We start from the raw sequence: 20638 nt of genomic DNA, 5'->3' as shown, positions 1-20638 counted from the left end.
TCTCCCGGCCCGGGCTCCGCCGTACGGCCCTGTCGGACCGCCCCCGGCGGCGCGAACCGGGTGGCACCAGGGGCGGTGCCGGGACGGCATGCGCGAAGGCGCGGTCCGAGAGACCCTGGAGGCATGGCTGTTCTGCTGAATCCCCCAGGAGAGACACCGCCGGCCGAAGGCTCCATCAGCGAGGCGCACGAGGAACGCGCGGACGGAGGGCTGTGGGAGCACCCGGGCGTCTGGACCGCCCTGATCGTGATCGGTGCGCTCGTGGTCGCCGGATTCTTCCTCGCCCGGATCTTCGGCTACGGATGAGCCGCGAGGTCTCCGCCTCGGCACGCCGGATCACCGACGCGCTGCTGGAGGAGCACGGGCGGACGTACGCGGCGGAGGCGGGTGTCCGGCTGCGCGACACCCCGCAGCCGCTGTACCAGCTCCTGGTGCTGAGCGACCTGCTGAGCGCCCGGATCCGTGCCTCGGTCGCCGTGGCCGCCGCGCGGGCGTTGTTCGCGCACGGTATGCGTACCCCGCGCCGGATGGCGGACGCGAGCTGGCAGCAGCGTTTGGACGCGCTGGGCGAGGGCGGCTACCGCCGCTACGACGAGCGGACCTCGACCCAGCTCGGGGAGGGCGCGGAGCTCGTCCTCAACGTCTGGAAGGGCGACCTGCGGCGGCTGCGCGCGGAGGCGGACGGTGACGGCGAGGCGTTGCGGGCGGGGCTCCGGCGGGTCCAGGGGATCGGTCCGGCCGGGGCCGACATCTTCGTACGCGAGGTGCAGGACCTCTGGCCGGAGTTCGGTCCCTGGTTCGGGGCGAAGGGCGTCCGGGGAGCGGAGCGGCTCGGTCTGCCCACCTCCGCCGGGCGGCTGGCCGAGGTGGCGCGCGGCCGGGACCGGGCGGCGTTCGCCGCGGCGCTGGTCAGGGCGGCCCTCGACCCGGAGATCGCCGAGACGGTCCGGGAGACCGCCCGAGCCCGGAAATGAGCGCCACGCCCGGCTGCCGGAGGCGACCCCCGGAGCCCGGCGCCGGATCTGTGAGCAGCCGGGGGCCACGCCCGCGAAAGCGCCCGTGCCGTACGGGACGGCACGGGCGCCTCGCTTCTCTCAGCGGTGGGAGGCCGCCCGCGACGCTCGCGCCAGGGCCTCCTCGCGGCGGGCCTCGGCCTGTTCCTTCCTGCCCTCGGCCTTCATCCGCTCGTCCTCGAGGGCGATGCCGTCCGATTCCTTGATCATGCCTTTGAGCCTCCGCGCCTTGGCACGGGCTATCTCGGTGCTCTTTCCCACAGCTGCCTCCATGCCGCGAGGGAGATACGCGCTTCTCCCTCCACTATGCATACCCGCGCGGCGGAACGCAGGGGGCTACAGCAGCGGATCCTCGTCCTCGTCCGGTCCACCGCCCTCGACCCTGAGCGCGAGGTCCTGGAGGACGTCGGCCGAGGACACATCGGTCTGCCCGGAGTCGTGGACCTGGGCCAGCATCGTGAACGCGAGGGTGAACGCGCTCACGAGCTGTTCGACCGCACCGCCGACCTCACGCCCGACGACGGTGACCACCTCCTCGACGGAGAAGTCGTCGGGGATGGCGATGTGGGGCATCGTCTCGTTCAGCAGGGCGGTGACGGCGCCCGCTCCCGCGTCCAGATCTTCCCGTTCGAGGTCCGCCTCCAGCAGACGCTGCATTTCGCGCGCCTCTGTGAGGATGCCGATCACGCGCTTCACGACTTCCCGTTGCTCCATGGGCGCGAGCATAGGGCGTGCAACCCGGTCGCAACGTCCGGTCGAGTTGACTTGCGTCCGGTTGTCGCAGTGTCGCCTCGGCCGAGAAGGGGCAGGTCCATGGAGTGTGACCCGAAATCTCCCGCCGTCGAGCTGACTCCCGCCGCGGCCGGTCTGCTGCGGCGGCTGCGGGCGGACCACGGTCCGTTGATGTTCCATCAGTCGGGCGGCTGCTGCGACGGCAGCGCGCCGATGTGCTACCCGGCCGGTGAGTTCCGCACCGGGGCCGCCGATGTGCTGCTCGCCTCGCTCGCCGTCGAGGGGGTGCCCGAGGCCGTGCCGTTCTGGATGTCGCGGAGCCAGCACGAGGTGTGGGCCCACACCCGGCTGATCGTGGACGTGGTGGAGGGCCGTGGCAGCGGGTTCTCGCTGGAGGCCCCGGAAGGGGTGCGCTTCCTCATCCGCTCGCGGCTGGCGGACGGATGAGGAGGCGCACGGCCCGTCAGTGCGTGTCGCGCACCGCGACGATGCCGTTGAAGACTCCCGCGTACGCGGTGCCGTCGGGGCCGATGGTGATGGGCGCCCAGTTGTTGTCGTACGCGGGTCCGGTGCCGGTGAGGGTGCGCCAGCGGCGTTCGCCGGTGCGGAAGTCGACGGCGGTCAGATACCAGGCGTCGATGCCCAGGGCGTTGGGCTCCTTCTCGTAGAAGTAGAGCAGCCCGTTGGCCGTGGACAGCTTGGGCACGGTGGAGGGTGAGCGGACGGTGCTCTCCCACACGGTGTCGCAGCCGCCGCCGTCGGGGCGTACGTCGATACGGGTGACGCCGCCGACGACGCTGCGGCCCAGCAGCAGCGAGGTGGGGTTCTCGTAGCCGTAGTTGTTCTCGACGACGAGGCTGTCGCCCCAGCTGATCAGCGAGTTGTCGGTGGTGGAGCGGCCGTGGCCGAAGACCGGGACCGAGCAGACCAGGCGGCGGTCGGCGGGGACGTCGGCGCCCCGGCGGAAGACGAGGACGTTCATCCGGTCGTCCGCGTTGTCGGTGATCGCGACGTACTGCCGGTCGGCGCCGAACAGGTCGGGCGTGGTGCCGGAGCCCTGGTTGACCGAGCCGGGCTTGGTGCCGGTGCCCCGGTCGTACGTCTGTCGCCACTGGATGCGCGGGGTGCCGTCCGGGCCGGCGGTGAAGCTGTACAGGGCGTGGTCGGAGACGATGGAGACCGCGTCCCGGTCCACGGAGAACGAGTTCTGGATCTCCTCGCCGTCGAGCCGGACGGACCGGATGGCCGAGGTGTCCGGGTCGACCGTGCCGACCCGGCCGAGCCGGGTGACCCACCAGATCCGGCCCTGCCAGTCGGGCATCACGGACGTCACCGGGTCGCAGGTGCCGCTGGGGAAGAGGTTGGTCCAGGACACGCAGTCGTGCGGGACGTGCCCGGTGAGGTCCCAGTCGTCCTCGACATCGAACTCCCAGCGCCCGTCCGCGCCCTGCCGGTGGGCGATGCGCAGGACGTGCTGGCGCGAGTCGGCGAGGACGACCCGGTCCTGGTCGTCGAGGTAGAAGTAGGCGCCGCCCGAGGTGTCCTTGAAGATCTTGGAGAAGTCGAGGCGGGTGATCGCCTCGACGGTGGAGGACCGCTGCGGCAGCTTGTACTCGGCGAGCGTGTCGAGCGTGCGCGGGTCGAGCAGCTTGAGCAGGAAGCCGGTGAATGTCCCACAGACCGTGATCAGCCGGCCGGCCGCGTCGAAGGTCGCGGTGGCGCACTCGCCGCCGACCGGGGCGATCTTCTCGCTGGTCACCTCGGGCGCCCGGCCGAGCGGTCCGGCGTACGGGTGGGTGCCGCTGCCCGCCGCGTCCGCGTGCATGCCGCTGCGGCCGTTCGGCGCGAGGAAGGGGTGCTGCTCGGGCGCCGGCCCGGGGACCGGCGATGCGGTGGCGGGAGCTCCTTCGTACGCCTTGACCAGGCGGTGGCCCGGGGCCTTGGGGATGTCGTCGGCCAGCGCGGGGGCCACGGGCCCGGCCAGGGTGAGGGTCGCGACGGCGAGCGTCAGGGCCAGGACGCGGGCGAGCGCACGGCAGTACGGCGGGGGCATCGGGCTCCTTGGTTACGGACGGGGGTCGCGCCGCCGCCCGACGCTAGGACGCACCCCTTGAAGTGTCCATGGAAAGCCGAAGGGTTTCGCGGGCACGACACACCGCCGCAACACCGCGCCATGTGCGGCCACACCCACGACGCACCGCGCCTCGCCTCGCCCGCCCTACCCGCGCACCGCGCCTCCGCCCTATCCGCGCGGCGGGGGCTTGCGGTGCGAGCGGTTCTCCAGCATCGCCCGGCGGATCCGGGCCGCCGCGGCCTGGGCGTGCTCCGGGGTCGCGGTGTGGTCGGCGACCGAGGTGACGAAGCGGTGCAGCGGCTGCCGGCAGCGGGTGCACGGGGTGTCGGTGGTGACGCGGTGGCCGTCCTCGCACTGCGGGTCGGAGCAGGAGCCGGGCATCAGCAGCTGCTCGGCGATCTCCTGGGCGCTCCAGCGGCGGCGGCCGTCCTCGTCCTTCTCGTTGAGGGCGTGGGCCCAGCGCAGGTTCCAGCGGCGTTCGATGCGCTCCCGGAGGAGACCCGCGCTCCGGTTGGCCAGCTCCTGGTGGATCAGGTCGTGGACGGTGCTCGGGACCCGGCCGCCGAGCGCCTGGAGGAGCTGCTGCGGCAAGGCCTGGAGGACGTAACCGCGCGGATTGCTCTTGGCGCTCTCGCGCCAGCGGTCGCAGGCACAGGTTCCGTCGGGCCGTTTCGGGGCGTGGCAGCGGCCGCACAGGCCGCGGCACTCGGCGCAGAGCCCGCCGTCGAGCCCGTCCAGATGGGGTGCGGGGGCCCGGCCGCAGGACTGGCAGCAGGCCGCGCACGGCCCGCAGAGCCGTTCGTTGCCCGCCTTGGTCGTCCAGGTACGCATCTGACACCGGCAGCAGAGGCCGGTGTTGCAGTACTCGTGGTGGGCGGCGCCCGAGTGCCGTCCGGGGGGCGGGAAAGACATCTGCCCATTGTGCGGGATCGCGGGGCGTCGCGTGGACGGCCCGGTCGGGCGTCAGGGGTGCAGGCTGCTGACCAGGTCGGCGGTGGCGCCGATGCCGTCGTGGATGGTCGGCGCCATGCTCGTACTGGCCATGAGGAACCCCAGCAGGGCGCAGACCAGCGCGTGCGAGACCTTCAGGCCTCCGTTGCGGAGGAAGATCACAGCCAGGATCGTCAGAAGCAGTACCAGTGAGATCGAAATGGCCATGGCCAACCTCCTCCGCCGCGCCGGATTTGCGGCTTTCGGCCGCCAGTGTGGCGCAGCGGAGGGGCTGTTCGGCGCACTGGCGTGTCCGCCGAACGGGTACTTCCGGGCCGATGGGCGTTACGGGGTCGCAGCGCCGTTCCCACGGGCGCGGAGGAAGCGTTCGAGCCCGGCCAGATCGTCGGTGTTGAGGTGGTCGACCCCGGCGGCGAGCAGTTCGGACCAGACGGCCTCGCGTGCGGGGCCCGGCAGGTCGGGCGTGGCCCAGAAGCGGATGCGGCGGCCCTCGCGGTGGGCGGCGGTGACGAGGGTGTGCAGCCGGTCGCGTTCGGCCCGGGGGAAGGGACCCGTGCCGAGCCAGCCGAAGCTCTGGGTCCAGTTGGCGCTGACGAGCGGGGCGAAGGAGGCGGGGGCCGCGGTGCCGAGGTCGTCGAGACGGCCGTCGTAGAACGCGTACCGGGTGAGCTGTGCCTCCATGGGGGCGCGGGCGGCGCGGTCGCCGGAGATCACCGGGGTGACCGCGCCGGGGTGGACGCGGCCGTGGCGGTAGCGGGTGAGGATGCGGTGGTGGCGGCGCAGTTGCCGGTCCAGCTCGGCGTAGGCGGCGACGCCGTCGGCCTTGATGTCGATGAGGAGTTGCAGCGGGGTGCGGTGGTGCGGGTGGACGCCGCCGTGGCCGGCCCGGACCAGGGCGGCGAGCGGGTCCAGATAGAGCGAGGCGAGGGTGCGGGTGGGGTCGAGTCCGGCGGGCTCGTGGGCGACGAGCAGTTCGCCGTCGACGAGGAAGACGTCCGCCTCGACGCTGGTGAAGCCGTGCGCGAGCGCGTCGTGCAGCGGCCGGGGGTGCAGATAGTCGTTGTGCGCGTGGGCCTGGCGTAACGGACGCGGGCCGCGCGGGCGGGCCGGGGCGGCGGCCGCCGTCGCGGTGGGGACGGCGACGCCCGCGGCGGCGGTGGCGAGGGCGACGGTGAGCGCGCGGCGGCGGGTGAGGTGGGCCATCGGGACTCCCTGAGCGGGGGACGGGGTCGCGACGAGTATGGGGGCGCGACGGGCGCATCCGTCAGGTACCTGACAGGTGTTCGGCGATGTTTCACGCCGTGGCCACCTCGGGAGCCTTTCGACAGCTGGATTCCTACAACTGGATTCCTACAGCTGTCGGAGATGGTCGCGCAGCCGCCGGGCGGCTTCGGCCATCAGCGCGTCGACGCCCGGCTGTGCGCCCGCCGGGACCGACGACTCGGTCAGGACGGCGATGGCGAAGGTCTGTCCGTCGGCGTGCTCCACGACGCCGATCTCATGTCTGAGGTTCAGCAGCGTGCCCGTCTTGGAGGACCATCTGCTCGCGTCGGAGCTGAAGTCCGGGGTCAGCCGATGGCGCAGCACGTTGTGGGCCAGCAGGTCGCGGAGCCGTGCGGCCACTTCCGGATGGATCTTCGACGGGGTCCACACGGCCTGGAGGAGGTCGACGAAGGAGCGTGCGCTGCCGGTGTTGGCGCGGGTCGTGTCGAGTTGGGGCACCCGGTGGCCGCGGCCGCTGGTGCCCGCCTCGATGGCCAGCGCGTGGGCGAGGTGCGCCTGGTCGGCGTCGAAACGCTCCATGGGCGTGTCGAACAGCTCTTCCGTGCGGTGCCGGACCGTGATCCCGCGCAGCTCGGACTCCCGGAGGAGGTCGGCGACCCGGGCGGGCGGCGTGAGGTCGAACAGCGCGTCGGCGGCCGTGCCGTCGCTCAGGCAGGTGCTGAGGTAGAGCAGGTCGTCGATCGCGATCCGGACGGGGTGCCGGAAGCGGCTGAGACCGGTCGGGCCCGGCGTGGTGACGCGACCGGGCGCCACGTCCAGCGGGGTCGCACCGTCCAGCTCACCGCGCCGGATGCGTTCGAGCGTGGCGAGCGCGAGCGGAACCTTCACCAGGGAGGCCGACGGCAGATGCGTGTCCGGCTCGATGCCCAGCTCCTCCCCCGTGTCCAGGTCCCGCACCAGCAGACACGCGCGCAGGCCGCCTTCGGACAGCCGGGCGCGCACGTCCCGCAGAAGAGCCTCGGTGTTCATGCCGCCTTCCCTCCCCCGGCGTCCGCCGGATCGTCCGCGCCCAGGCAGCGGGCGATGGCCTCGCCCAGCCGTGCTTCCATCGGCAGAGGGTTGCCGTCCGCCACCACCGTGAGGGCGTAGCCCCGGCGCGGCGTCATCTCGCCGATGGGATGCCAGACCAGGGCGAGCTCCTCCGCCTGTGCGCGGGAGCACAGCACCAGGTCGTCGGAGCAGAGGACTTCGGCCGCCGCGGCCGTCAGGTCCGGTGCGGCGAGCACCTGCGCGGGCCGCAGGCCCACCGCGTCCCGCAGCCGCGTCAGAGGATCGCGGATGTGCGGTACGTCGTCCTCCGGCTGGATCCAGACCCGGCGCGCCGGTCCGGGCGAAGCCCGCCCGAGCCGCAGCGTCTCGACGTAGATCCGCCGCACCCCGCCGCCCCGCGCCCCGGCCAGCCCCAGCGGCACGGACCAGGGCGCCCCTTCGGCGGGTACGGCGAGCAGACCGGCACGCACCTGCTGTGCCTGGACGAGTTCCCTGCGCCGCGCCGGCCCGGCGGTCCTCAGGTCGAGCCGGACACCGTGCCCCCGCGCGTCGGCGACCAGACGGGCCAGGGCGGACGGCGGGCAGATGGCGGGGACGGCCAGTCGCCAGGGCTTGTGCTTGACGGTCTCGGCCTCGTCCAGCAGCACGTCGGCGGCCTGGACGAGCTGTCCGGCGGCGGCCAGCATGTCGCGCCCGAAGGGGGTGAGCACCGCCCGCCGTGACGTGCGCTCGAACAACTGCTCGCCGAAGCGTTCCTCCAGCGCCGCCACCCGGCGGCTCGCCACCGACTGGGACATCCCCGCGGCGGCGGCCCCGTCGGTGAAGCCGCCGTACTCGCTGACGCTGACGAATGCCCGACACGCTCCGACCAGATCCACGCCCCCGAGCCTATGCGGTTTCGGCATGGAAACGCGCATGAGCGTATTGGACCGCATGACCGGAGGGGACGAAGGTGGCTTCGGCAGGCATGATCACGCACCGGTACGGGGCTGTGCGGCCCGTACCCGATGCGCTCCGGTCCGGAGCGCCAGGAGGTTTCGCCCATGCATCACCCCCGCGTCAGGACCGCCGTCGCCGGTCTGGTCGCCGCGCTCTCCCTCGTACCGCTGGTGTCCTGCGGACAGAACGACGCCGCCTCCCGGGACTCCTCCGCCAAGCCCGCCGCGAGCACGTCGGCCGCCGCCGCGAAGCCGTACGCCGAGGGCTTCAGGAAGCTGGAGCGCGAGTTCGACGCACGGCTGGGCGTGTACGCCGTCGACACCGGCACCGGACGCGAGGTGACCCACAACGACCGGGCCCGGTTCGCCTACAACTCGACCTTCAAGGCGCTCCAGGCCGCGGTCGTGCTCAGCACCTACTCCCTGGACGGCCTCGACAAGCGAGTGACGTACACCCGCGAGGACCTGGTCGCCAACTCCCCGGTGACCGAGAAGCACGTGGACACCGGCATGACGCTCAAGGAACTGTGCGACGCCTCCGTGCGCTACAGCGACAACACCGCGGCCAACCTCCTCTTCGACCACGTCGGCGGGCCGAAGGGCCTCGACGCCTCGCTGGAGAAGCTGGGCGACGACGTCACGCGGATGGACCGACAGGAGCCGGAGCTGAGCCGTTGGGTGCCGGGCGAGAAGAGGGACACCTCCACGCCCCGGGCGCTGGCCGAGGATCTGCGCGCGTTCGTCCTGGGCAAGGCCCTGCGCGCACCCGAGCGGGCGCAGCTGACGACGTGGCTGCGGACCAACACCACCGGGGACGCGGTGATCAGGGCGGGTGTGCCCAAGGGCTGGGTCGTCGGCGACAAGACCGGAACCGGCAGCTACTACGGGGCCCGCAACGACATCGCCGTGGTGTGGCCCCCGGACTCCGCTCCCATCGTCATCGCCGTCCTGTCGCACCGCGGTACCAAGGACGCGGAGCCCGACGACCGGCTGATCGCCGAGGCGGCCTCCGTGGTCGTCGACTCGCTGTCGTCCTGAGCGTCACCCGGCGGTGGCGGCCGGTGTCTTCTCGGTGTCGCGCTCGCCCCAGCGGACCGTACGGTCGCACCAGCGCTCCAGCAGCACCCGGTCGTGGCCGACGGCCAGCAGGGCGGCCCCGGACCCGGCGCGGTAGCGCTCGACCACGGCGACCAGGGCCGCCGTGGTGGACGCGTCGAGCATCGCCGTCATCTCGTCGCAGATCAGCAGCCGGGGCTCCAGCACCAGGGCCCGGGCCAGGCAGGCCCGCTGGAGCTGGCCGTCGCTCACCGCGTGCGGCCGGCGCTCCAGCAGCTCGTCGGAGAGGCCGACCAGCGGGGCCAGTTCCGCCACCCGCCCGGGAACGTCCTGGCGGCGCCCGGTGGACCGCAGCGGCTGGGCGATCAGTTCGCGCAGGCTGAGCCGGGGGTCGGCGGAGAGCCGGGGCTGCTGGAAGACCACGCCGACGGCCGTGCGCTGCGCGCGCGGGGCGCGGTGCCGCCAGCCGCGTATCACCGTGCCGTCCAGGGTCATGGTTCCGGCGTCCGGGCGGTGCAGCAGGGCCGCGACCTTGGCCAGGGTGGACTTGCCGCAGCCGCTGGGGCCCAGCAGCCCGACCGCCTCGCCCGCCGCCACCTGCAGCGACACCTCGCGGACGACCGGGTCGCGGCGGTCGTAACCGGCGGTGATCCGGGTCAGCTCAAGCATCGGCGGCCTCCTTGAGGGGATGCGTCCGGCCGGTCGGCGCGTGGTGGCAGGCCAGATCCGCGTCGAAGGCCGGCTGCTCGTCGGTGCAGCGGGCGTCGGCGTACGCGCAGCGGGCCGCGAAGGCGCAGCCCCCGGGCAGCGCCCCCAGCTCCGGCGGCATGCCGGGGATCGGGGTGAAGTCCCGCTCGGGCAGGGCGTCCAGCAGGCCCCTGGCGTACGGGTGCCGGGGGCCGGGCGCGCCGAAGAAGCGCGGGGCGTCCGCGATCTCGACGATCCGGCCGGCGTACATGACGGCGACCCGGTCGGCGATGCGTTCGGCGGCGGCCAGGTCGTGGGTGATGATCAGCAGCGCCCGGCCCTCGTCGGTGTGGCGGCGCAGTTCGTCCACGGTCCGCTCGACGAGGTCCCGGTCGAGTCCGGTGGTCGGTTCGTCGGCGAGCAGCAGCGGGGCGTCGCCGATCAGGGCGAGGGCGGTCGCGGCGCGCTGGGCGAGGCCGCCGGAGAGCTCGTGCGGGTAGCGGTCGAGGTGGCCGTCGGGGAACGAGGCGCGGTCCGCCGCCGCCACGGCCGCCTTGCGCAGCTCGCTCCCCCGCACCCCGGTCAGCTCGCGCAGGCTCTCCTCCAGCTGGGCCCGGACGGTGCGCACGGGGGTGAGATGGGCTGCGGGGCTCTGCGGTACGAGGCCGATGCGCCGTCCCCGTACCGTGCGGGCGAGGGTCCGCTCGTCGGCGGTGAGCAGGTCCAGGTCGCCGCCGAGCACCGCGCTGCCGGTGGTGGCCGCGTTGGCGGGCAGCAGTCCGAGCAGCGCGGAGGCCAGGACGGACTTGCCGCAGCCGCTCTCGCCGACCAGGGCCAGGCACTCCCCCGGTGCGACGGAGAAGCGGGCGTCGGTGACGGCGGCGATGTCCCGGCCGCCCCGCATCCGGAAGCGGACGGAGAGGTCCCGGACGTCGAGGGCGGGCACCACGGTGTTCTCGCGGGCGTCGGTCACAGCATCAGCTCCGATTTCCGGCGCGGGTTGATCCGGTCGCGCCAGGCTCCGGCGAGTCCCGCGAGCGCGAGGGTCGGGATGATCAGGAAGAGGCCGGGGAAGAGGGTGGGCCACCAGTCCCCCGCGAGCAGCGAACCGCGCGCGGACTGGACGAGGTTGCCGAGGCTCGCCTGATGGGCCGGGAGGCCGAGCCCGAGGAAGGACAGCGCGGACTCGTGCCACATCGCGTGCGGCACCATCAGCACCGCCGCCAGTCCGGCCTGCGGCAGCACGCCCGGCAGCAGGTGGCGCACGATGACCCGGGTGCGCGACGCGCCGCCGGAAATAGCCGCGTCGATGAAGGGGCGCGAGCGCAGCGAGAGAACCTCGGAGCGGACGATCCGGGCGGTGGAGATCCAGTGCGTCAGGGCGACCGAGATGATCACCGGCCAGACGCCGGGCCGGAACATCGCGACGATGAAGATGCCGAGCAGCAGATGCGGGATCGAGGACAGGGCGTCGACGACACGCATCACGACCCGGTCGGTCCAGCCGCCGAACGCCCCGGCGAGCGCGCCGATCGCGGTGCCGATGACGGTGGCGGTGAGGGCCGCGACGAGGCCGACGAGCAGCGAGACGCGGAGCCCGTAGACGCAGCGCAGCAGGAGGTCGCGGCCGACGTCGTCGGTGCCGAACGGGTGGGCGGGGGACGGCGGGGCGAGCTTGTTGGCCAGGTCGACGGCCTGCTGGTCGAGCTGGGCCAGCGGCGGCACGACGAGCACGGCGAGCGCGACGGCGATGACGATCGTGGCCGAGGTGACGATCCGGACGCGGCGGGTCGTGCGGCCGGGCAGGGCGAGCGCGGTCTCAGCCATCGAAGGCCACCCGGGGGTCGGCGAGTCCGTAGAGGAGGTCGGAGAGGAGGTTGCCGAGGAGTACGGCGGCGGTGGCGAGCACCGTGAGCGCGGCGAGCAGCGAGAAGTCCACGGAGGTGGCGGCCTCGACCGTGGCGGCGGCGATGCCGGGCCAGCTGAAGACCGTCTCGACGAGCAGGGCGCCGGTGATGAGTTCGGGGACGCGGGAGCCGATCAGGGTGAGCATCGGCAGCATTCCGGAGCGCAGGGCGTGGCCGAGGAGCACGGTCCGCTCGCTCAGGCCCCGGGCGCGGGCGCCGCGCACCGGGTCCTCGGCCAGGGCGTCGGCGACCCCTTGGCGTACGTACAGGAAGAACCACGGCAGCTGGGAGACGCCGAGAACGGCGGCGGGCAGCACGAGGTGCGAGGCGACCTGGCCGAAGGTGACGACGTCGCTGGCGGCGTCGGTGAGCCCGCCGGCCGGGAGGACGTCCAGTTTCAGGGCGAAGAACCAGATGGCGAGCAGCCCGAGCCAGAAGGCGGGGGCGGCCTCCAGGGTGTACGCGACGGAGCTGACGCACCGGTCGAGCCAGCCGCCGGGCCGGCGCGCGGCGAGGACGCCGAGGCCGGTGCCGAGCAGGATCGCGACCAGGAAGGCGGTGGCGGCGAGCAGGACGGACCAGCCCATGCGCTCGGCGATGACGTCGGCGACCGGCTGGCGCATCACGCTGGAGTCGCCGAGGTCGCCCCGGAACGCCGAGGTCAGCCAGTCCCACCAGCGGGCGACGAGCGGCTGGTCGACGCCGAGGTTGGCCCGCAGCTGGTCGAGGTTCTCCTGCGACGCGGTGAGCCCGGCGGTGCCCGCGTAGGCCTTGACCGGGTCGAAGGGGGACGCGGCGGCGACGGCGAAGACGCCGAAGGTGACGGCGCCGAGGACGGGGACGGCGAACAGGGCCCGCCGTCCCGCCATCCGCGCCATCGGCCCCCAGGGGAGGCGGCGGCTCACTTCTTCGAGCCCCCGGCGCCCTCGGTGGACCACTTCTCGACGTTCCACCAGGGGCCGGAGGCCAGCCCGTGGTCGTGCGGCTCGATCTGGGTGGTGAGCGAACCGAAGCGGTCGTCGACGACGTAGAGGTGGTCGATGTGGGTGAGGAAGGTGTAGCCCGGGTTCTTCACCAGCTCGCGCTGGACGGTGTCGTAGGCCTTCTTCCGCTCGGCCTTGTCGCCGCTCCTGCGGCCGGCCTCGATCGCGGCGTCGACGGCCTTGTTGTCGTACCAGGCCATGTTGTTGAAGCCGTCGCCCGCGAGGGAGGACTTCAGCAGGGTGTACTGGTCGAAGTCGGGGTCGGCGGGCGAGCCGCCGCCCGCGAGCACCGCGTCGTGCTTCATCCGGGGCTCGATGACCTCCCAGGTGCCGGCCTCGGCGGTGATGGCGATGCCCGCCTTCTTGGCGTCGGAGGCGTAGGCGAGGGCGTGCTCCTGGCGGAGCTTGTCGCCGGTCAGGTACCAGAGCGGGAAGGCGGCGCGCACACCGTCCTTGACCCGGACGCCGTCCTTGCCGGGCTTCCAGCCGGCCTCGTCCAGGATCTTCTTCGCGGCGGCGAGGTCGTGCTTCCGCTCGGTGCCCTTGGTGAACCACTCGCTGTCGGTGGGGACGGGCCCGTAGGCGGGCTTGCCCGCGCCGTTGAGGATGGCCTTCACCATGGTGTCGCGGTCGACGGCGACGTCGAGGGCACGGCGTACGGCGGTGTCACCGGCGACCTTGTTGTTCGTCGGGAGGGTCACCGTGCGGTAGTCGTAGCTGTTCGCGGCGTAGGTCTTCCTGCCCTTGTCGTCGGCGAAGCCCTTGGCGAGGTTGGGCGGCAGGATCGCGCCGTCGAGGTCGCCGGAGCGCAGCCGGGTGGCGCGCACGTCGTCGTCCTTGATGATCGCCATGGTGAACTTCTTGACCTCGGGCTCGCCGCCCCAGTAGTGGGGGTTGGCGGCGAAGCTGAGCTTCTCGCCCTTGGACCACTTGGTGAGGACGTAGGGCCCGGTGCCGACCGGCTTGGTGGTGAAGGCCCCGGTGTTGACGTCCTGCTTGCCCGCGATGTGCTCGGGGGCGATGGGCAGCACGGTGCGCTGGGCGAACGGCGCGTAGGGGTACTTGAGCGTGAAGACGACGGTGTCCTCGCCCTTCGCGGTGACGTCCTTGACGGCGTCCAGCTCGGTGCGCGAGGCGTTGTTGGTCTTCTCGTCGAGGATCGTGCGGTAGGTGAAGACGACGTCCTTGGCACCGAACGCCTTGCCGTCGCTGAACTTCACGCCCTGCCGCAGCTTGTACGTGTACGTCAGACCGTCGGCGCTGACCTCGGGGAGTTCGGCGGCGAGGGCGGGCTTCAGCTTCATGTCGGCGTCGAGCGCGAGCAGTCCGTCGAAGATCTTGGAGTTGCCGTCCTTGCCGTAGCCGAGCAGCGGGCTCAGGCTGTCGGGCTCGTAGGCGATGCCGACGACGGCCGAGGTGGACCCCGATCCGGATCCGCCCTTGGCGCTGTCCGGGTTCGAGCAGGCCGCCGCGGTCAGGGACAGGGCGGTCACCAGCGTGGCGGCGACCGCCACCCGTATCGATCGGGCCGTCATACTCTGCACATCCCTGTTGAAGATCGGCTGTTGTTGCGAACAGCATGCAATTAAACAGCACGTAAAAGGCCCTGGTACACCCCGCCTCGACAGGCGAGACGGGGTGTACCAGGGCCGGTATGACCGAGGACGGACTCTCGGGGCGGCCGCGCCCGCCTACAGCGAAGCGTCGGCCAGGTCGATGGTGAGCACGTCCTCGTCCCGCGTCCGGTGGTCGATCGTGATCGACCCGGCCGCGCCGGTGTAGGCGCCCGTCCCTCCGGTGACCGCGAAGACGTGGGACCACGGCTGGGCGTTCACCGGGGACTCGGTGACGGCGGGAAGCGGCCGCTGGAAGGCCGTGGCAGCCGTGATCAGGCCGTCGTCGAGGCTCAGGACCAGCGTCGCCAGGACGAACGAGCCGTCCAGCCCCACGGAGACCGGCAGGCAGTGCGCGTTCTCGGTACCCACGATCTCGCCCTGAGCGTCCGACAGGTCGTACCGGACGAAGTACGGGACGCCGGCCGTGAGGATGTCCGGGATGTTCGCCCCCGTACGCCTGCCGGTCAGGACGATCCGGCGGTCCGCCCTGCTCGCCGCGTGGGCGGCCCCGCCCGCCCCGACGGCCAGTCCCCCGGCGACGGTCGCCGCCGAGGTCAGCTGCAGAATCCTCCTGCGATCCAGGTCCGTCATCGTCTGCCTCACACCCTTGTCAGTCGTCTGCCCGAGCGCACTCGCGCCCCCCGGACAAACGCCCGCCGGGGCGGAACGGATCGCCTCGCACGCGCACACCACCGCAATGGACGAGCCGACCGACGCGTCCGAAGGCGACCGAGCGCCGGACACCCCTTAGGGAGCGGGCAGCTCCGCCAGTTCCGCGACGGCCTGACGATGGCTGCCCGCCGAGCCGTACGCGATCGAGTCGGCCTTGGCCCGCTTGAGGTAGAGGTGGGCCGGGTGCTCCCAGGTCATCCCGATCCCGCCGTGCAACTGGACGCACTCCTCGGCGGCGTGGACCGCGACGCCCGAGCAGTACGCCTGGGCCACCGCCACGGCGAGCGGGGCGTCGGGGCTGTGAGTGGCCAGCGCGTCGGCGGCGTTGCGGGCGGCGGCGCGGGCCGAGACGACCTCCAGCCAGAGCTGCGCCATCCGGTGCTTGAGCGACTGGAACGAACCCACGGGCCGGTTGAACTGGTGGCGTTCGCGGGTGTACCGCACGGTCTCGGTCAGGCACCACTCGGCGATCCCGAGCTGTTCGGAGGCGAGCAGTCCGGCTCCGGCGAGCAGTCCGCGCCGTACGGCGGTGGCGCTCGTGTCCGCGTCGGCGAGCAGGGTTCCGGCCGCCCCGGTCAGGGTGACGGCGGCCAGGGGCCGGGTCAGGTCCAGCGGGACGAGCGGGCTCACGGCGACACCGGGGTCCGATGCCTCGACGGCGTACAGGCCCTCGGCGGTCGGCACCAGCAGGATGTCGGCGGCGGCCGCGTCGGCGACGCCGCGCACCGTCCCGTCCCGTGAGGTGAGCGCCGCGTCCGCCCCGGCGGGCGGGGTCGCGAAGGGCACGGCGAGCACGGCCGTACGGGCGCCGGAGGCCAGCTCGCCCAGGAGCGCGGCGGCCGGTCCGTCCTCGGCGCCCAGCGCGAGCAGGGTCTCGGTGGCCACGACGGAGCTGGTCAGGTACGGGGCGGGGGCGACGCTCCGGCCCAGCTCCTCCAGGACGACGGCGGCCTCGCGGTGGGAGGCGCCCTGGCCGCCGAGCTTCTCCGGTACGAGGAGTCCGGCCGCGCCGATGCCGCCAGCGAGCGACGCCCACAGCTGCGGGTCGTACGGCGTGTCGGACTCGGTCGCGGCGATCACCGTCGGCGCGTCGGCCCGGTCGGCGAGGAGGGCGCGCACGGCGGAGCGCAGGTCCTCCTCGTCCTGCGAGTAGAGCAGGTCGGGGGTGGCGGGGGGGCTGGGCGGGCGCGGTCATCGGCTCAGTTCCTTCCAGGCGACGTCCTTGTCGTTGCGGGGTTCGGCGGGCAGGCCGAGGACGCGCTCGGCCACGATGTTCAGCAGGACCTCGCTGGTGCCGCCCTCGATGGAGTTGCCCTTGGAGCGCAGATAGCGATAGCCGGCGTCCCGTCCGGTGAAGTCGACCAGCTCCGGGCGGACCATGGTCCAGTCGCTGTACAACAGGCCCTCGTCGCCGAGCAGTTCGACTTCCAGGCCGCTGATCTCCTGGTTGAGCCGGGCGAAGGCGAGCTTCATCCCCGAGCCCTCGGGACCGGGCTGTCCGGCCACGAGTTGCTGGCGCAGCCGCTCGCCGGTGAGCCGGGCGACCTCGGCCTCCACCCAGAGGGTCAGCAGGCGCTGGTGGGTGTCGGGGGTGCGCAGTTCGGGGCGTTCGCGCCAGGTCGCCGAGACCGGGCCGATCATGCCGCCCTCGCGCGGGATGCGGGAGCCGCCGATGGAGACGCGCTCGTTCATCAGGGTGGTCTGGGCGACCTTCCAGCCCTCGCCGACAGGGCCGAGGCGGTGACTGTCGGGGATCCGTACGCCGGTGAGGAAGACCTCGTTGAACTCGGCCTCGCCGGTGATCTGGCGCAGCGGCCGGACCTCGACGCCGGGGTCGGTCATGTCGCAGATGAAGTAGCTGATGCCCCGGTGCTTGGGCAGTCCGGGTCGGTGCGGGCGATGAGGATCGCCCAGCGGGCCAGATGGGCGCTGGACGTCCAGACCTTCTGCCCGTCGACGATCCAGTCACCGGTCTCGTCCCTCACGGCCCGGGTGGCGAGCGCCGCGAGGTCGGACCCGGCGCCGGGTTCGCTGAAGAGCTGGCACCAGACCTCCTCGCCGACCCACAGCGGGCGCAGGAAGCGCCGCTTCTGCTCGTCGGTGCCGAAGCCGAGGACGGTGGGGGCGGCCATGCCGAGGCCGATGCCGATGCGGCGCGGGTCGTTGTCGGGCGCGTCGGCGGCGGCGAGTTCGGCGTCGGCGACCTGCTGGAGGGAGCGGGGCGCGTCGAGTCCGCCGAGGCCGACCGGGTAGTGGACCCAGGCGAGGCCGGCGTCGAAGCGGGCCTTGAGGAAGTCGGTGCGGTCGGTGGTGGCGGGCGGGTGCGCGGCGAGCAGTTCGCGGGTGCGGCGGCGGACCTCGGCGGCGTCGACGGCGGGGCTCATCGGGCGCCTCCGGGCAGGACGACGATGCGGCCGGTGCTGGTGCCGTCGGCGACGCGCTGGACCGCGTCGGCCGCTCCGGCCATCGCGACACGCTCGCTGATCAGGGGTTTGACGACGCCCTGCGCGGCGAGCTGGGTCAGCTCGTCGTGGCAGGCACGGACGGCGGCCGGGTCCTTGGTGTTGTAGAGGCCCCAGTGCAGTCCGACGACGGAGTAGTTCTTCACCAGGGCGTGGTTGAGGGCCGGGGTGGGGATGACGCCGCTGGCGAAGCCGACGACGAGGATGCGGCCCTCGAAGGCGACGCACTTGGTAGACTTGGCGTACGCGTCGCCGCCGACCGGGTCGTAGACGACGTCCGCGCCGCGCCCGCCGGTGGCCTCCTTCACGACGGCGACGATGTCCTCGCTCCGCCGGTCGATGACCAGGTCGCAGCCGAGCTCGCGGGCGACGGCGGCCTTCTCCGGGCCGCCGACGACGCCGATGACCTTCGCGCCGGCCGCCTTGCCGAGCTGGACGGCCGCGCTGCCGACGCCGCCGGCCGCCGCGTGGACGAGGAGGGTTTCGCCCGCGCGGAGGTTCACGCGGCGGTGCAGGCCGAACCAGCCGGTCTGGTAGCCGATGTGCAGGGCGGCCGCTTCGGCGTCGTCCAGCGCTTCGGGGGCGGGCAGCAGGGCCGCCTCGTCCGCGACGACGTACTCGGCGAAGCCGCCGTGCGGGAGGGCGGGGGTGGCGAGCACCCGCCGCCCGTCCTCGGTGGTGCCGCACACCTCGACGCCCGGGGTGAACGGCAACGGCGGCCGCACCTGGTACTGGCCCCGGCAGAGCAGGGCGTCGGGGAAGTTGACGTTCGCGGCGCGGACCTCGACGAGCACCTGCCCGTCGCCGGGCTTCGGCCGGTCCGTCTCCTCCAGGCTCATCACCTCGCCCGGCTCGCCGTTCCGGTGCACTCGCCATGCCTGCATGAGGGGCCTCCACAACACTGTCGGCATTACCACTGCTCCGGCGCATACTAAGCGGTCGCTTGCCGATCTGGGAACACCTCCGCCCGGCCGGCGGCGGGACCCCTCAGCCCCGCTTCGGCTTCGCCCTCACATGCATGCGCTCCCCCTGCGGGCCGAAGAGACTCAGGAACTCCACCGTCTCGTCCTCGGCCGGGCCGAACCAGTGCGGCAGCCGGGTGTCGAACTCGGCGGCCTCCCCCGGCCCCAGCACCAGATCATGTTCGGCCAGCAGCAGCCGCAGCTTCCCGGAGAGCACGAACAGCCACTCGTACCCCTCGTGGGTGCGCTGTTCCGGCGGGCCGCCGCTGCCCGGCTCCTGGATCAGCTTGTACGCCTGGAGGCCGCCGGGCCGGGCGGTCAGCGGCAGCATCGTGCGGCCGTGCTGCACGATCGGTTTGGCCCGCACCCGGGGGTCGCCGACCGGAGTGGCGCCCACCAGGTCGTCGAGCGGCACCTCGTGGGCGCGGGCGATCGGCAGCATCAGTTCGAGGCTGGGGCGACGGCCGCCGGACTCCAGCCGGGAGAGCGTGGAGACGGAGATGCCGGTCGCGGCCGAGAGCGCGGCGAGGGTGACCCCGCGGTCCTTGCGCAGTCGGCGCAGCCGGGGGCCGACCCCGGTGAGGACGGCCTCCAGTTCCGGGTCGTCCCGGTCGTGTTCCTTCATGCCGCCATTGCAGAATCGGCAAGCCGATTTGTCAATACGGCCAGGTCACCGCAGTCACCTCATCGCGGTCACGTCACCGCGGTGAGGTGACCGCGGTCAGTGGGCGAAGACCTCGAAGGTGACCGCGGGCCGGCCGCCGAACCGCTCGGCGGCGGCCTCCACCATGCCCGTCAGAAAGGTCCGGCAGTACCGCTCCGGATCCTCCCGGGTCAGTGCCTCGATGTACGTACGGTGCTCCAGCAGCGACCGGACCGAGCGTTCGAGACCGGCCGTCGCGTCGACCGCGTGGGTGGGCCGGTCGCTGCCCGCCACGGCGATCCAGCGCACCCCGTCCCACGGCTGGAGCCCCTGCTCGCCGAGTTCCGGGAAGATCCAGCGGTTGCCCGCGTCGGCGACCGCGTCCAGCGCGGCGCGCCCGACCGCGCGGTGGTCGGGGGTGTTCCAGGCGACGCCGCCCCAGGTGTCCCGGTGGTTGAGGGTGACGACCAGTTCGGGGCGGTGGCGGCGGATGGCCGCGGCGATGTCGCGGCGCAGCCCGGTGCCGTACTCGATCACCCCGTCGCGGTGGTCCAGGAACTCCACGGTCCGTACGCCGACGACGGCGGCGCTCGCCCGCTGCTCCCGCTCGCGCACCGGCGCGCACTCCTCGGGCGGCAGGGTGTCGATCCCGGCCTCGCCGCGGCTGGCGAGGAGGTAGACGACCTCGCGGCCGCCGTCGGTCCACTCGGCCACGGCGGCGGCCGCCCCGTACTCCAGGTCGTCGGGGTGGGCGACCACGGCCAGGGCTCGCTGCCAGTCGACGGGCATCGGTTCGAGTCGCTGCGGCGTCATACCGGCAGGCTACCCACGGCACGTCGCACCGGCAGGCCGTCCGGGTGCGCTGCGCGTGCGCTACCGATGCGCGGATACGCGGGGCGCTCGGGAGCCCTCCGAGTGCCGGGCCGGGCGAGAAGCTCGACCGGCCGGGGCCCGGAGGCGGGGCCGGGCGTGCGAGGCTGGACCCCGGTGGCGACCACCGCGACCCCGGCCCGGCCCGTCCGGACCGGTGGGAGGGCTCCCTCCCGCCCCGCCGCCCCGGCGAACGAAAGGAACCCGCCCGTGCCCAGCCCCGCATCCCTCTCCCCCGCCCAGGCCGCAGCCCGCCTGGAGGAGTTCACCGTCGTCGACGTGCGGGCTCCCGGCGAGTACGCCTCCGGGCATGTCCCCGGTGCGCTGAACATCCCGCTCGACAAGCTGCCGGACGCGCTGCCGGCCCTCAAGTCCGCCTCCGCGCGCGGTTCGCTGCTGGTGGTGTGCGCTTCCGGGGTCCGGTCCACGCGGGCCTGCGAGATCCTCGCGGGCGCGGACATCGAGGCCGTGACGCTGACCGGCGGCACCTCGGCGTGGGAGGGCGACGGCCGCGGCCTCGACCGTCCCGAGGGCGCCCGCACCACCTGGCCCATGGAGCGTCAGGTGCGGCTCGCGGCGGGCTCGCTGGTGGTGGCGGGGCTGGTGGCGGGCATCCGCTTCCCGGCGGCGCGCTGGCTGTCCGCCGGTATCGGCACGGGCCTGGTGTACTCGGCGGTCAGCAACACCTGCGGCATGGCCGTGGTCCTCTCGAAGCTGCCGTACAACCGGGCCCCGCGTGCCGCCGGTGACCTGGACGCCACGCTGGAGCAGCTCCAGCGCTGACCCGGCGGGGCCCGG

The 20638-nt window shown here is 73.2% G+C and carries 23 protein-coding genes and 1 pseudogene; 5 read left to right on the top strand and 19 right to left on the bottom strand.

What is annotated here, in order from left to right; translation table 11 throughout:
- The first annotated feature begins 123 nt into the window (after nucleotides 1-123).
- Together ACSMXR_RS34740 and ACSMXR_RS34735 are read left to right on the top strand one after the other, a co-directional pair.
- On the top strand, nucleotides 124-306 hold the full coding sequence (locus ACSMXR_RS34740; RefSeq protein ID WP_006129330.1) for a DUF6480 family protein: 183 nt from the start codon (nucleotides 124-126) through the stop codon (nucleotides 304-306).
- A complete protein-coding gene (locus ACSMXR_RS34735; RefSeq protein ID WP_473170747.1) occupies nucleotides 303-974 on the top strand; it encodes an endonuclease in 672 nt (223 codons plus the stop codon). The genes ACSMXR_RS34740 and ACSMXR_RS34735 overlap by 4 nt, the downstream gene beginning before the upstream one ends.
- A gap of 120 nt (nucleotides 975-1094) precedes the next feature.
- On the opposite strand, the gene ACSMXR_RS34730 is transcribed toward ACSMXR_RS34735, so the two are convergent.
- Nucleotides 1095-1274 carry a hypothetical protein gene (locus ACSMXR_RS34730; RefSeq protein ID WP_137235064.1) on the bottom strand — a complete coding sequence of 60 codons (180 nt, stop codon included), beginning with the start codon at nucleotides 1272-1274 and terminating at the stop codon, nucleotides 1095-1097.
- Between the two features lie 75 nt (nucleotides 1275-1349).
- Nucleotides 1350-1739, bottom strand: a complete 390-nt coding sequence (locus ACSMXR_RS34725; protein ID WP_030081948.1) for a hypothetical protein — start codon at nucleotides 1737-1739, stop codon at nucleotides 1350-1352.
- Nucleotides 1740-1826: 87 nt separating this feature from the next.
- Between ACSMXR_RS34725 and ACSMXR_RS34720 the strand changes: the two genes are divergently transcribed.
- The gene (locus ACSMXR_RS34720) at nucleotides 1827-2192 is read left to right on the top strand and encodes a DUF779 domain-containing protein (RefSeq protein WP_218523692.1); all 366 of its coding nucleotides are present in this window, start codon (nucleotides 1827-1829) and stop codon (nucleotides 2190-2192) included.
- Nucleotides 2193-2208: 16 nt separating this feature from the next.
- Here ACSMXR_RS34720 and ACSMXR_RS34715 read toward each other — a convergent pair whose 3' ends face one another.
- From ACSMXR_RS34715 to ACSMXR_RS34690, 6 genes are all read right to left on the bottom strand, one after another.
- A complete protein-coding gene (locus ACSMXR_RS34715) occupies nucleotides 2209-3798 on the bottom strand; it encodes a hypothetical protein (protein WP_473170746.1) in 1590 nt (529 codons plus the stop codon).
- Nucleotides 3799-3987: 189 nt separating this feature from the next.
- Entirely contained in the window at nucleotides 3988-4731 is a 744-nt protein-coding gene (locus tag ACSMXR_RS34710; RefSeq protein ID WP_098025939.1) for a hypothetical protein, read from the bottom strand.
- A 51-nt stretch (nucleotides 4732-4782) separates the two neighbouring features.
- Entirely contained in the window at nucleotides 4783-4977 is a 195-nt protein-coding gene (locus tag ACSMXR_RS34705) for a hypothetical protein (RefSeq protein WP_137235061.1), read from the bottom strand.
- 117 nt (nucleotides 4978-5094) lie between these two features.
- A complete protein-coding gene (locus ACSMXR_RS34700) occupies nucleotides 5095-5973 on the bottom strand; it encodes a phosphatidylinositol-specific phospholipase C/glycerophosphodiester phosphodiesterase family protein (RefSeq protein ID WP_473170745.1) in 879 nt (292 codons plus the stop codon).
- Nucleotides 5974-6120: 147 nt separating this feature from the next.
- Entirely contained in the window at nucleotides 6121-7023 is a 903-nt protein-coding gene (locus ACSMXR_RS34695) for a serine hydrolase (RefSeq protein ID WP_473170744.1), read from the bottom strand.
- Nucleotides 7020-7922, bottom strand: a complete 903-nt coding sequence (locus tag ACSMXR_RS34690) for a LysR family transcriptional regulator (RefSeq protein ID WP_376185139.1) — start codon at nucleotides 7920-7922, stop codon at nucleotides 7020-7022. Before ACSMXR_RS34690 ends, ACSMXR_RS34695 begins: the two co-directional genes overlap by 4 nt.
- 165 nt (nucleotides 7923-8087) lie before the next feature.
- Between ACSMXR_RS34690 and bla the strand changes: the two genes are divergently transcribed.
- Complete coding sequence (gene bla, locus ACSMXR_RS34685) at nucleotides 8088-9020, top strand: class A beta-lactamase (RefSeq protein ID WP_473170743.1); 933 nt, start codon at nucleotides 8088-8090, stop codon at nucleotides 9018-9020.
- A 3-nt stretch (nucleotides 9021-9023) separates the two neighbouring features.
- Here bla and ACSMXR_RS34680 read toward each other — a convergent pair whose 3' ends face one another.
- The 11 genes and pseudogenes from ACSMXR_RS34680 to ACSMXR_RS34630 form a co-directional block, all read right to left on the bottom strand.
- Nucleotides 9024-9707, bottom strand: a complete 684-nt coding sequence (locus tag ACSMXR_RS34680) for an ABC transporter ATP-binding protein (RefSeq protein ID WP_473170742.1) — start codon at nucleotides 9705-9707, stop codon at nucleotides 9024-9026.
- Nucleotides 9700-10698 (bottom strand): ABC transporter ATP-binding protein, encoded by a 999-nt coding sequence (locus ACSMXR_RS34675; protein ID WP_376185141.1) that lies wholly within the window; start codon nucleotides 10696-10698, stop codon nucleotides 9700-9702. The genes ACSMXR_RS34680 and ACSMXR_RS34675 overlap by 8 nt, the downstream gene beginning before the upstream one ends.
- Nucleotides 10695-11552 (bottom strand): ABC transporter permease, encoded by an 858-nt coding sequence (locus tag ACSMXR_RS34670; RefSeq protein WP_137235054.1) that lies wholly within the window; start codon nucleotides 11550-11552, stop codon nucleotides 10695-10697. Before ACSMXR_RS34670 ends, ACSMXR_RS34675 begins: the two co-directional genes overlap by 4 nt.
- A complete protein-coding gene (locus tag ACSMXR_RS34665; RefSeq protein WP_170994710.1) occupies nucleotides 11545-12510 on the bottom strand; it encodes an ABC transporter permease in 966 nt (321 codons plus the stop codon). The genes ACSMXR_RS34670 and ACSMXR_RS34665 overlap by 8 nt, the downstream gene beginning before the upstream one ends.
- A gap of 23 nt (nucleotides 12511-12533) precedes the next feature.
- Nucleotides 12534-14150, bottom strand: a complete 1617-nt coding sequence (locus ACSMXR_RS34660) for an ABC transporter substrate-binding protein (protein ID WP_381851008.1) — start codon at nucleotides 14148-14150, stop codon at nucleotides 12534-12536.
- A gap of 156 nt (nucleotides 14151-14306) precedes the next feature.
- On the bottom strand, nucleotides 14307-14822 hold the full coding sequence (locus ACSMXR_RS34655; RefSeq protein WP_473170741.1) for a hypothetical protein: 516 nt from the start codon (nucleotides 14820-14822) through the stop codon (nucleotides 14307-14309).
- A gap of 156 nt (nucleotides 14823-14978) precedes the next feature.
- Nucleotides 14979-16061 (bottom strand): acyl-CoA dehydrogenase family protein, encoded by a 1083-nt coding sequence (locus tag ACSMXR_RS34650; RefSeq protein ID WP_473172483.1) that lies wholly within the window; start codon nucleotides 16059-16061, stop codon nucleotides 14979-14981.
- Nucleotides 16062-16094: 33 nt separating this feature from the next.
- Nucleotides 16095-17287 (bottom strand): annotated as a pseudogene (locus ACSMXR_RS34645) (acyl-CoA dehydrogenase family protein).
- On the bottom strand, nucleotides 17284-18249 hold the full coding sequence (locus ACSMXR_RS34640; protein WP_473170740.1) for an NADPH:quinone oxidoreductase family protein: 966 nt from the start codon (nucleotides 18247-18249) through the stop codon (nucleotides 17284-17286). The pseudogene ACSMXR_RS34645 and the gene ACSMXR_RS34640 overlap by 4 nt, the downstream one beginning before the upstream one ends.
- Before the next feature lie 103 nt (nucleotides 18250-18352).
- Nucleotides 18353-18952, bottom strand: coding sequence for a helix-turn-helix domain-containing protein (locus ACSMXR_RS34635; RefSeq protein WP_103510660.1), 600 nt, complete (start codon nucleotides 18950-18952; stop codon nucleotides 18353-18355).
- 96 nt (nucleotides 18953-19048) lie between these two features.
- Nucleotides 19049-19783 (bottom strand): PIG-L deacetylase family protein, encoded by a 735-nt coding sequence (locus tag ACSMXR_RS34630; RefSeq protein WP_473170739.1) that lies wholly within the window; start codon nucleotides 19781-19783, stop codon nucleotides 19049-19051.
- Between the two features lie 267 nt (nucleotides 19784-20050).
- On the opposite strand from ACSMXR_RS34630, the gene ACSMXR_RS34625 reads away from it, so the two are divergent.
- A complete protein-coding gene (locus ACSMXR_RS34625) occupies nucleotides 20051-20623 on the top strand; it encodes a rhodanese-like domain-containing protein (protein WP_137235045.1) in 573 nt (190 codons plus the stop codon).
- The last annotated feature ends 15 nt before the right edge of the window (nucleotides 20624-20638 follow it).

This window comes from Streptomyces sp. DSM 106670 (assembly GCF_055792845.1).
Note: the sequence above shows the minus strand (reverse complement) of the source record. Positions and strands in the feature narration are given on the sequence as shown.

What these genes read in the sequence shown, in the direction of transcription:
- ACSMXR_RS34740 (WP_006129330.1), top strand. Translation starts at nt 124, where the DNA reads ATGGCTGTTCTGCTGAATCCCCCAGGAGAGACACCGCCGGCCGAAGGC.
- ACSMXR_RS34735 (WP_473170747.1), top strand. Translation starts at nt 303, where the DNA reads ATGAGCCGCGAGGTCTCCGCCTCGGCACGCCGGATCACCGACGCGCTG.
- ACSMXR_RS34725 (WP_030081948.1), bottom strand. Translation starts at nt 1,739, where the DNA reads ATGCTCGCGCCCATGGAGCAACGGGAAGTCGTGAAGCGCGTGATCGGC.
- ACSMXR_RS34720 (WP_218523692.1), top strand. Translation starts at nt 1,827, where the DNA reads ATGGAGTGTGACCCGAAATCTCCCGCCGTCGAGCTGACTCCCGCCGCG.
- ACSMXR_RS34715 (WP_473170746.1), bottom strand. Translation starts at nt 3,798, where the DNA reads ATGCCCCCGCCGTACTGCCGTGCGCTCGCCCGCGTCCTGGCCCTGACG.
- ACSMXR_RS34710 (WP_098025939.1), bottom strand. Translation starts at nt 4,731, where the DNA reads ATGTCTTTCCCGCCCCCCGGACGGCACTCGGGCGCCGCCCACCACGAG.
- ACSMXR_RS34705 (WP_137235061.1), bottom strand. Translation starts at nt 4,977, where the DNA reads ATGGCCATTTCGATCTCACTGGTACTGCTTCTGACGATCCTGGCTGTG.
- ACSMXR_RS34700 (WP_473170745.1), bottom strand. Translation starts at nt 5,973, where the DNA reads ATGGCCCACCTCACCCGCCGCCGCGCGCTCACCGTCGCCCTCGCCACC.
- ACSMXR_RS34695 (WP_473170744.1), bottom strand. Translation starts at nt 7,023, where the DNA reads ATGAACACCGAGGCTCTTCTGCGGGACGTGCGCGCCCGGCTGTCCGAA.
- bla (WP_473170743.1), top strand. Translation starts at nt 8,088, where the DNA reads ATGCATCACCCCCGCGTCAGGACCGCCGTCGCCGGTCTGGTCGCCGCG.
- ACSMXR_RS34680 (WP_473170742.1), bottom strand. Translation starts at nt 9,707, where the DNA reads ATGCTTGAGCTGACCCGGATCACCGCCGGTTACGACCGCCGCGACCCG.
- ACSMXR_RS34670 (WP_137235054.1), bottom strand. Translation starts at nt 11,552, where the DNA reads ATGGCTGAGACCGCGCTCGCCCTGCCCGGCCGCACGACCCGCCGCGTC.
- ACSMXR_RS34665 (WP_170994710.1), bottom strand. Translation starts at nt 12,510, where the DNA reads ATGGCGCGGATGGCGGGACGGCGGGCCCTGTTCGCCGTCCCCGTCCTC.
- ACSMXR_RS34660 (WP_381851008.1), bottom strand. Translation starts at nt 14,150, where the DNA reads ATGACGGCCCGATCGATACGGGTGGCGGTCGCCGCCACGCTGGTGACC.
- ACSMXR_RS34655 (WP_473170741.1), bottom strand. Translation starts at nt 14,822, where the DNA reads ATGACGGACCTGGATCGCAGGAGGATTCTGCAGCTGACCTCGGCGGCG.
- ACSMXR_RS34640 (WP_473170740.1), bottom strand. Translation starts at nt 18,249, where the DNA reads ATGCAGGCATGGCGAGTGCACCGGAACGGCGAGCCGGGCGAGGTGATG.
- ACSMXR_RS34635 (WP_103510660.1), bottom strand. Translation starts at nt 18,952, where the DNA reads ATGAAGGAACACGACCGGGACGACCCGGAACTGGAGGCCGTCCTCACC.
- ACSMXR_RS34630 (WP_473170739.1), bottom strand. Translation starts at nt 19,783, where the DNA reads ATGACGCCGCAGCGACTCGAACCGATGCCCGTCGACTGGCAGCGAGCC.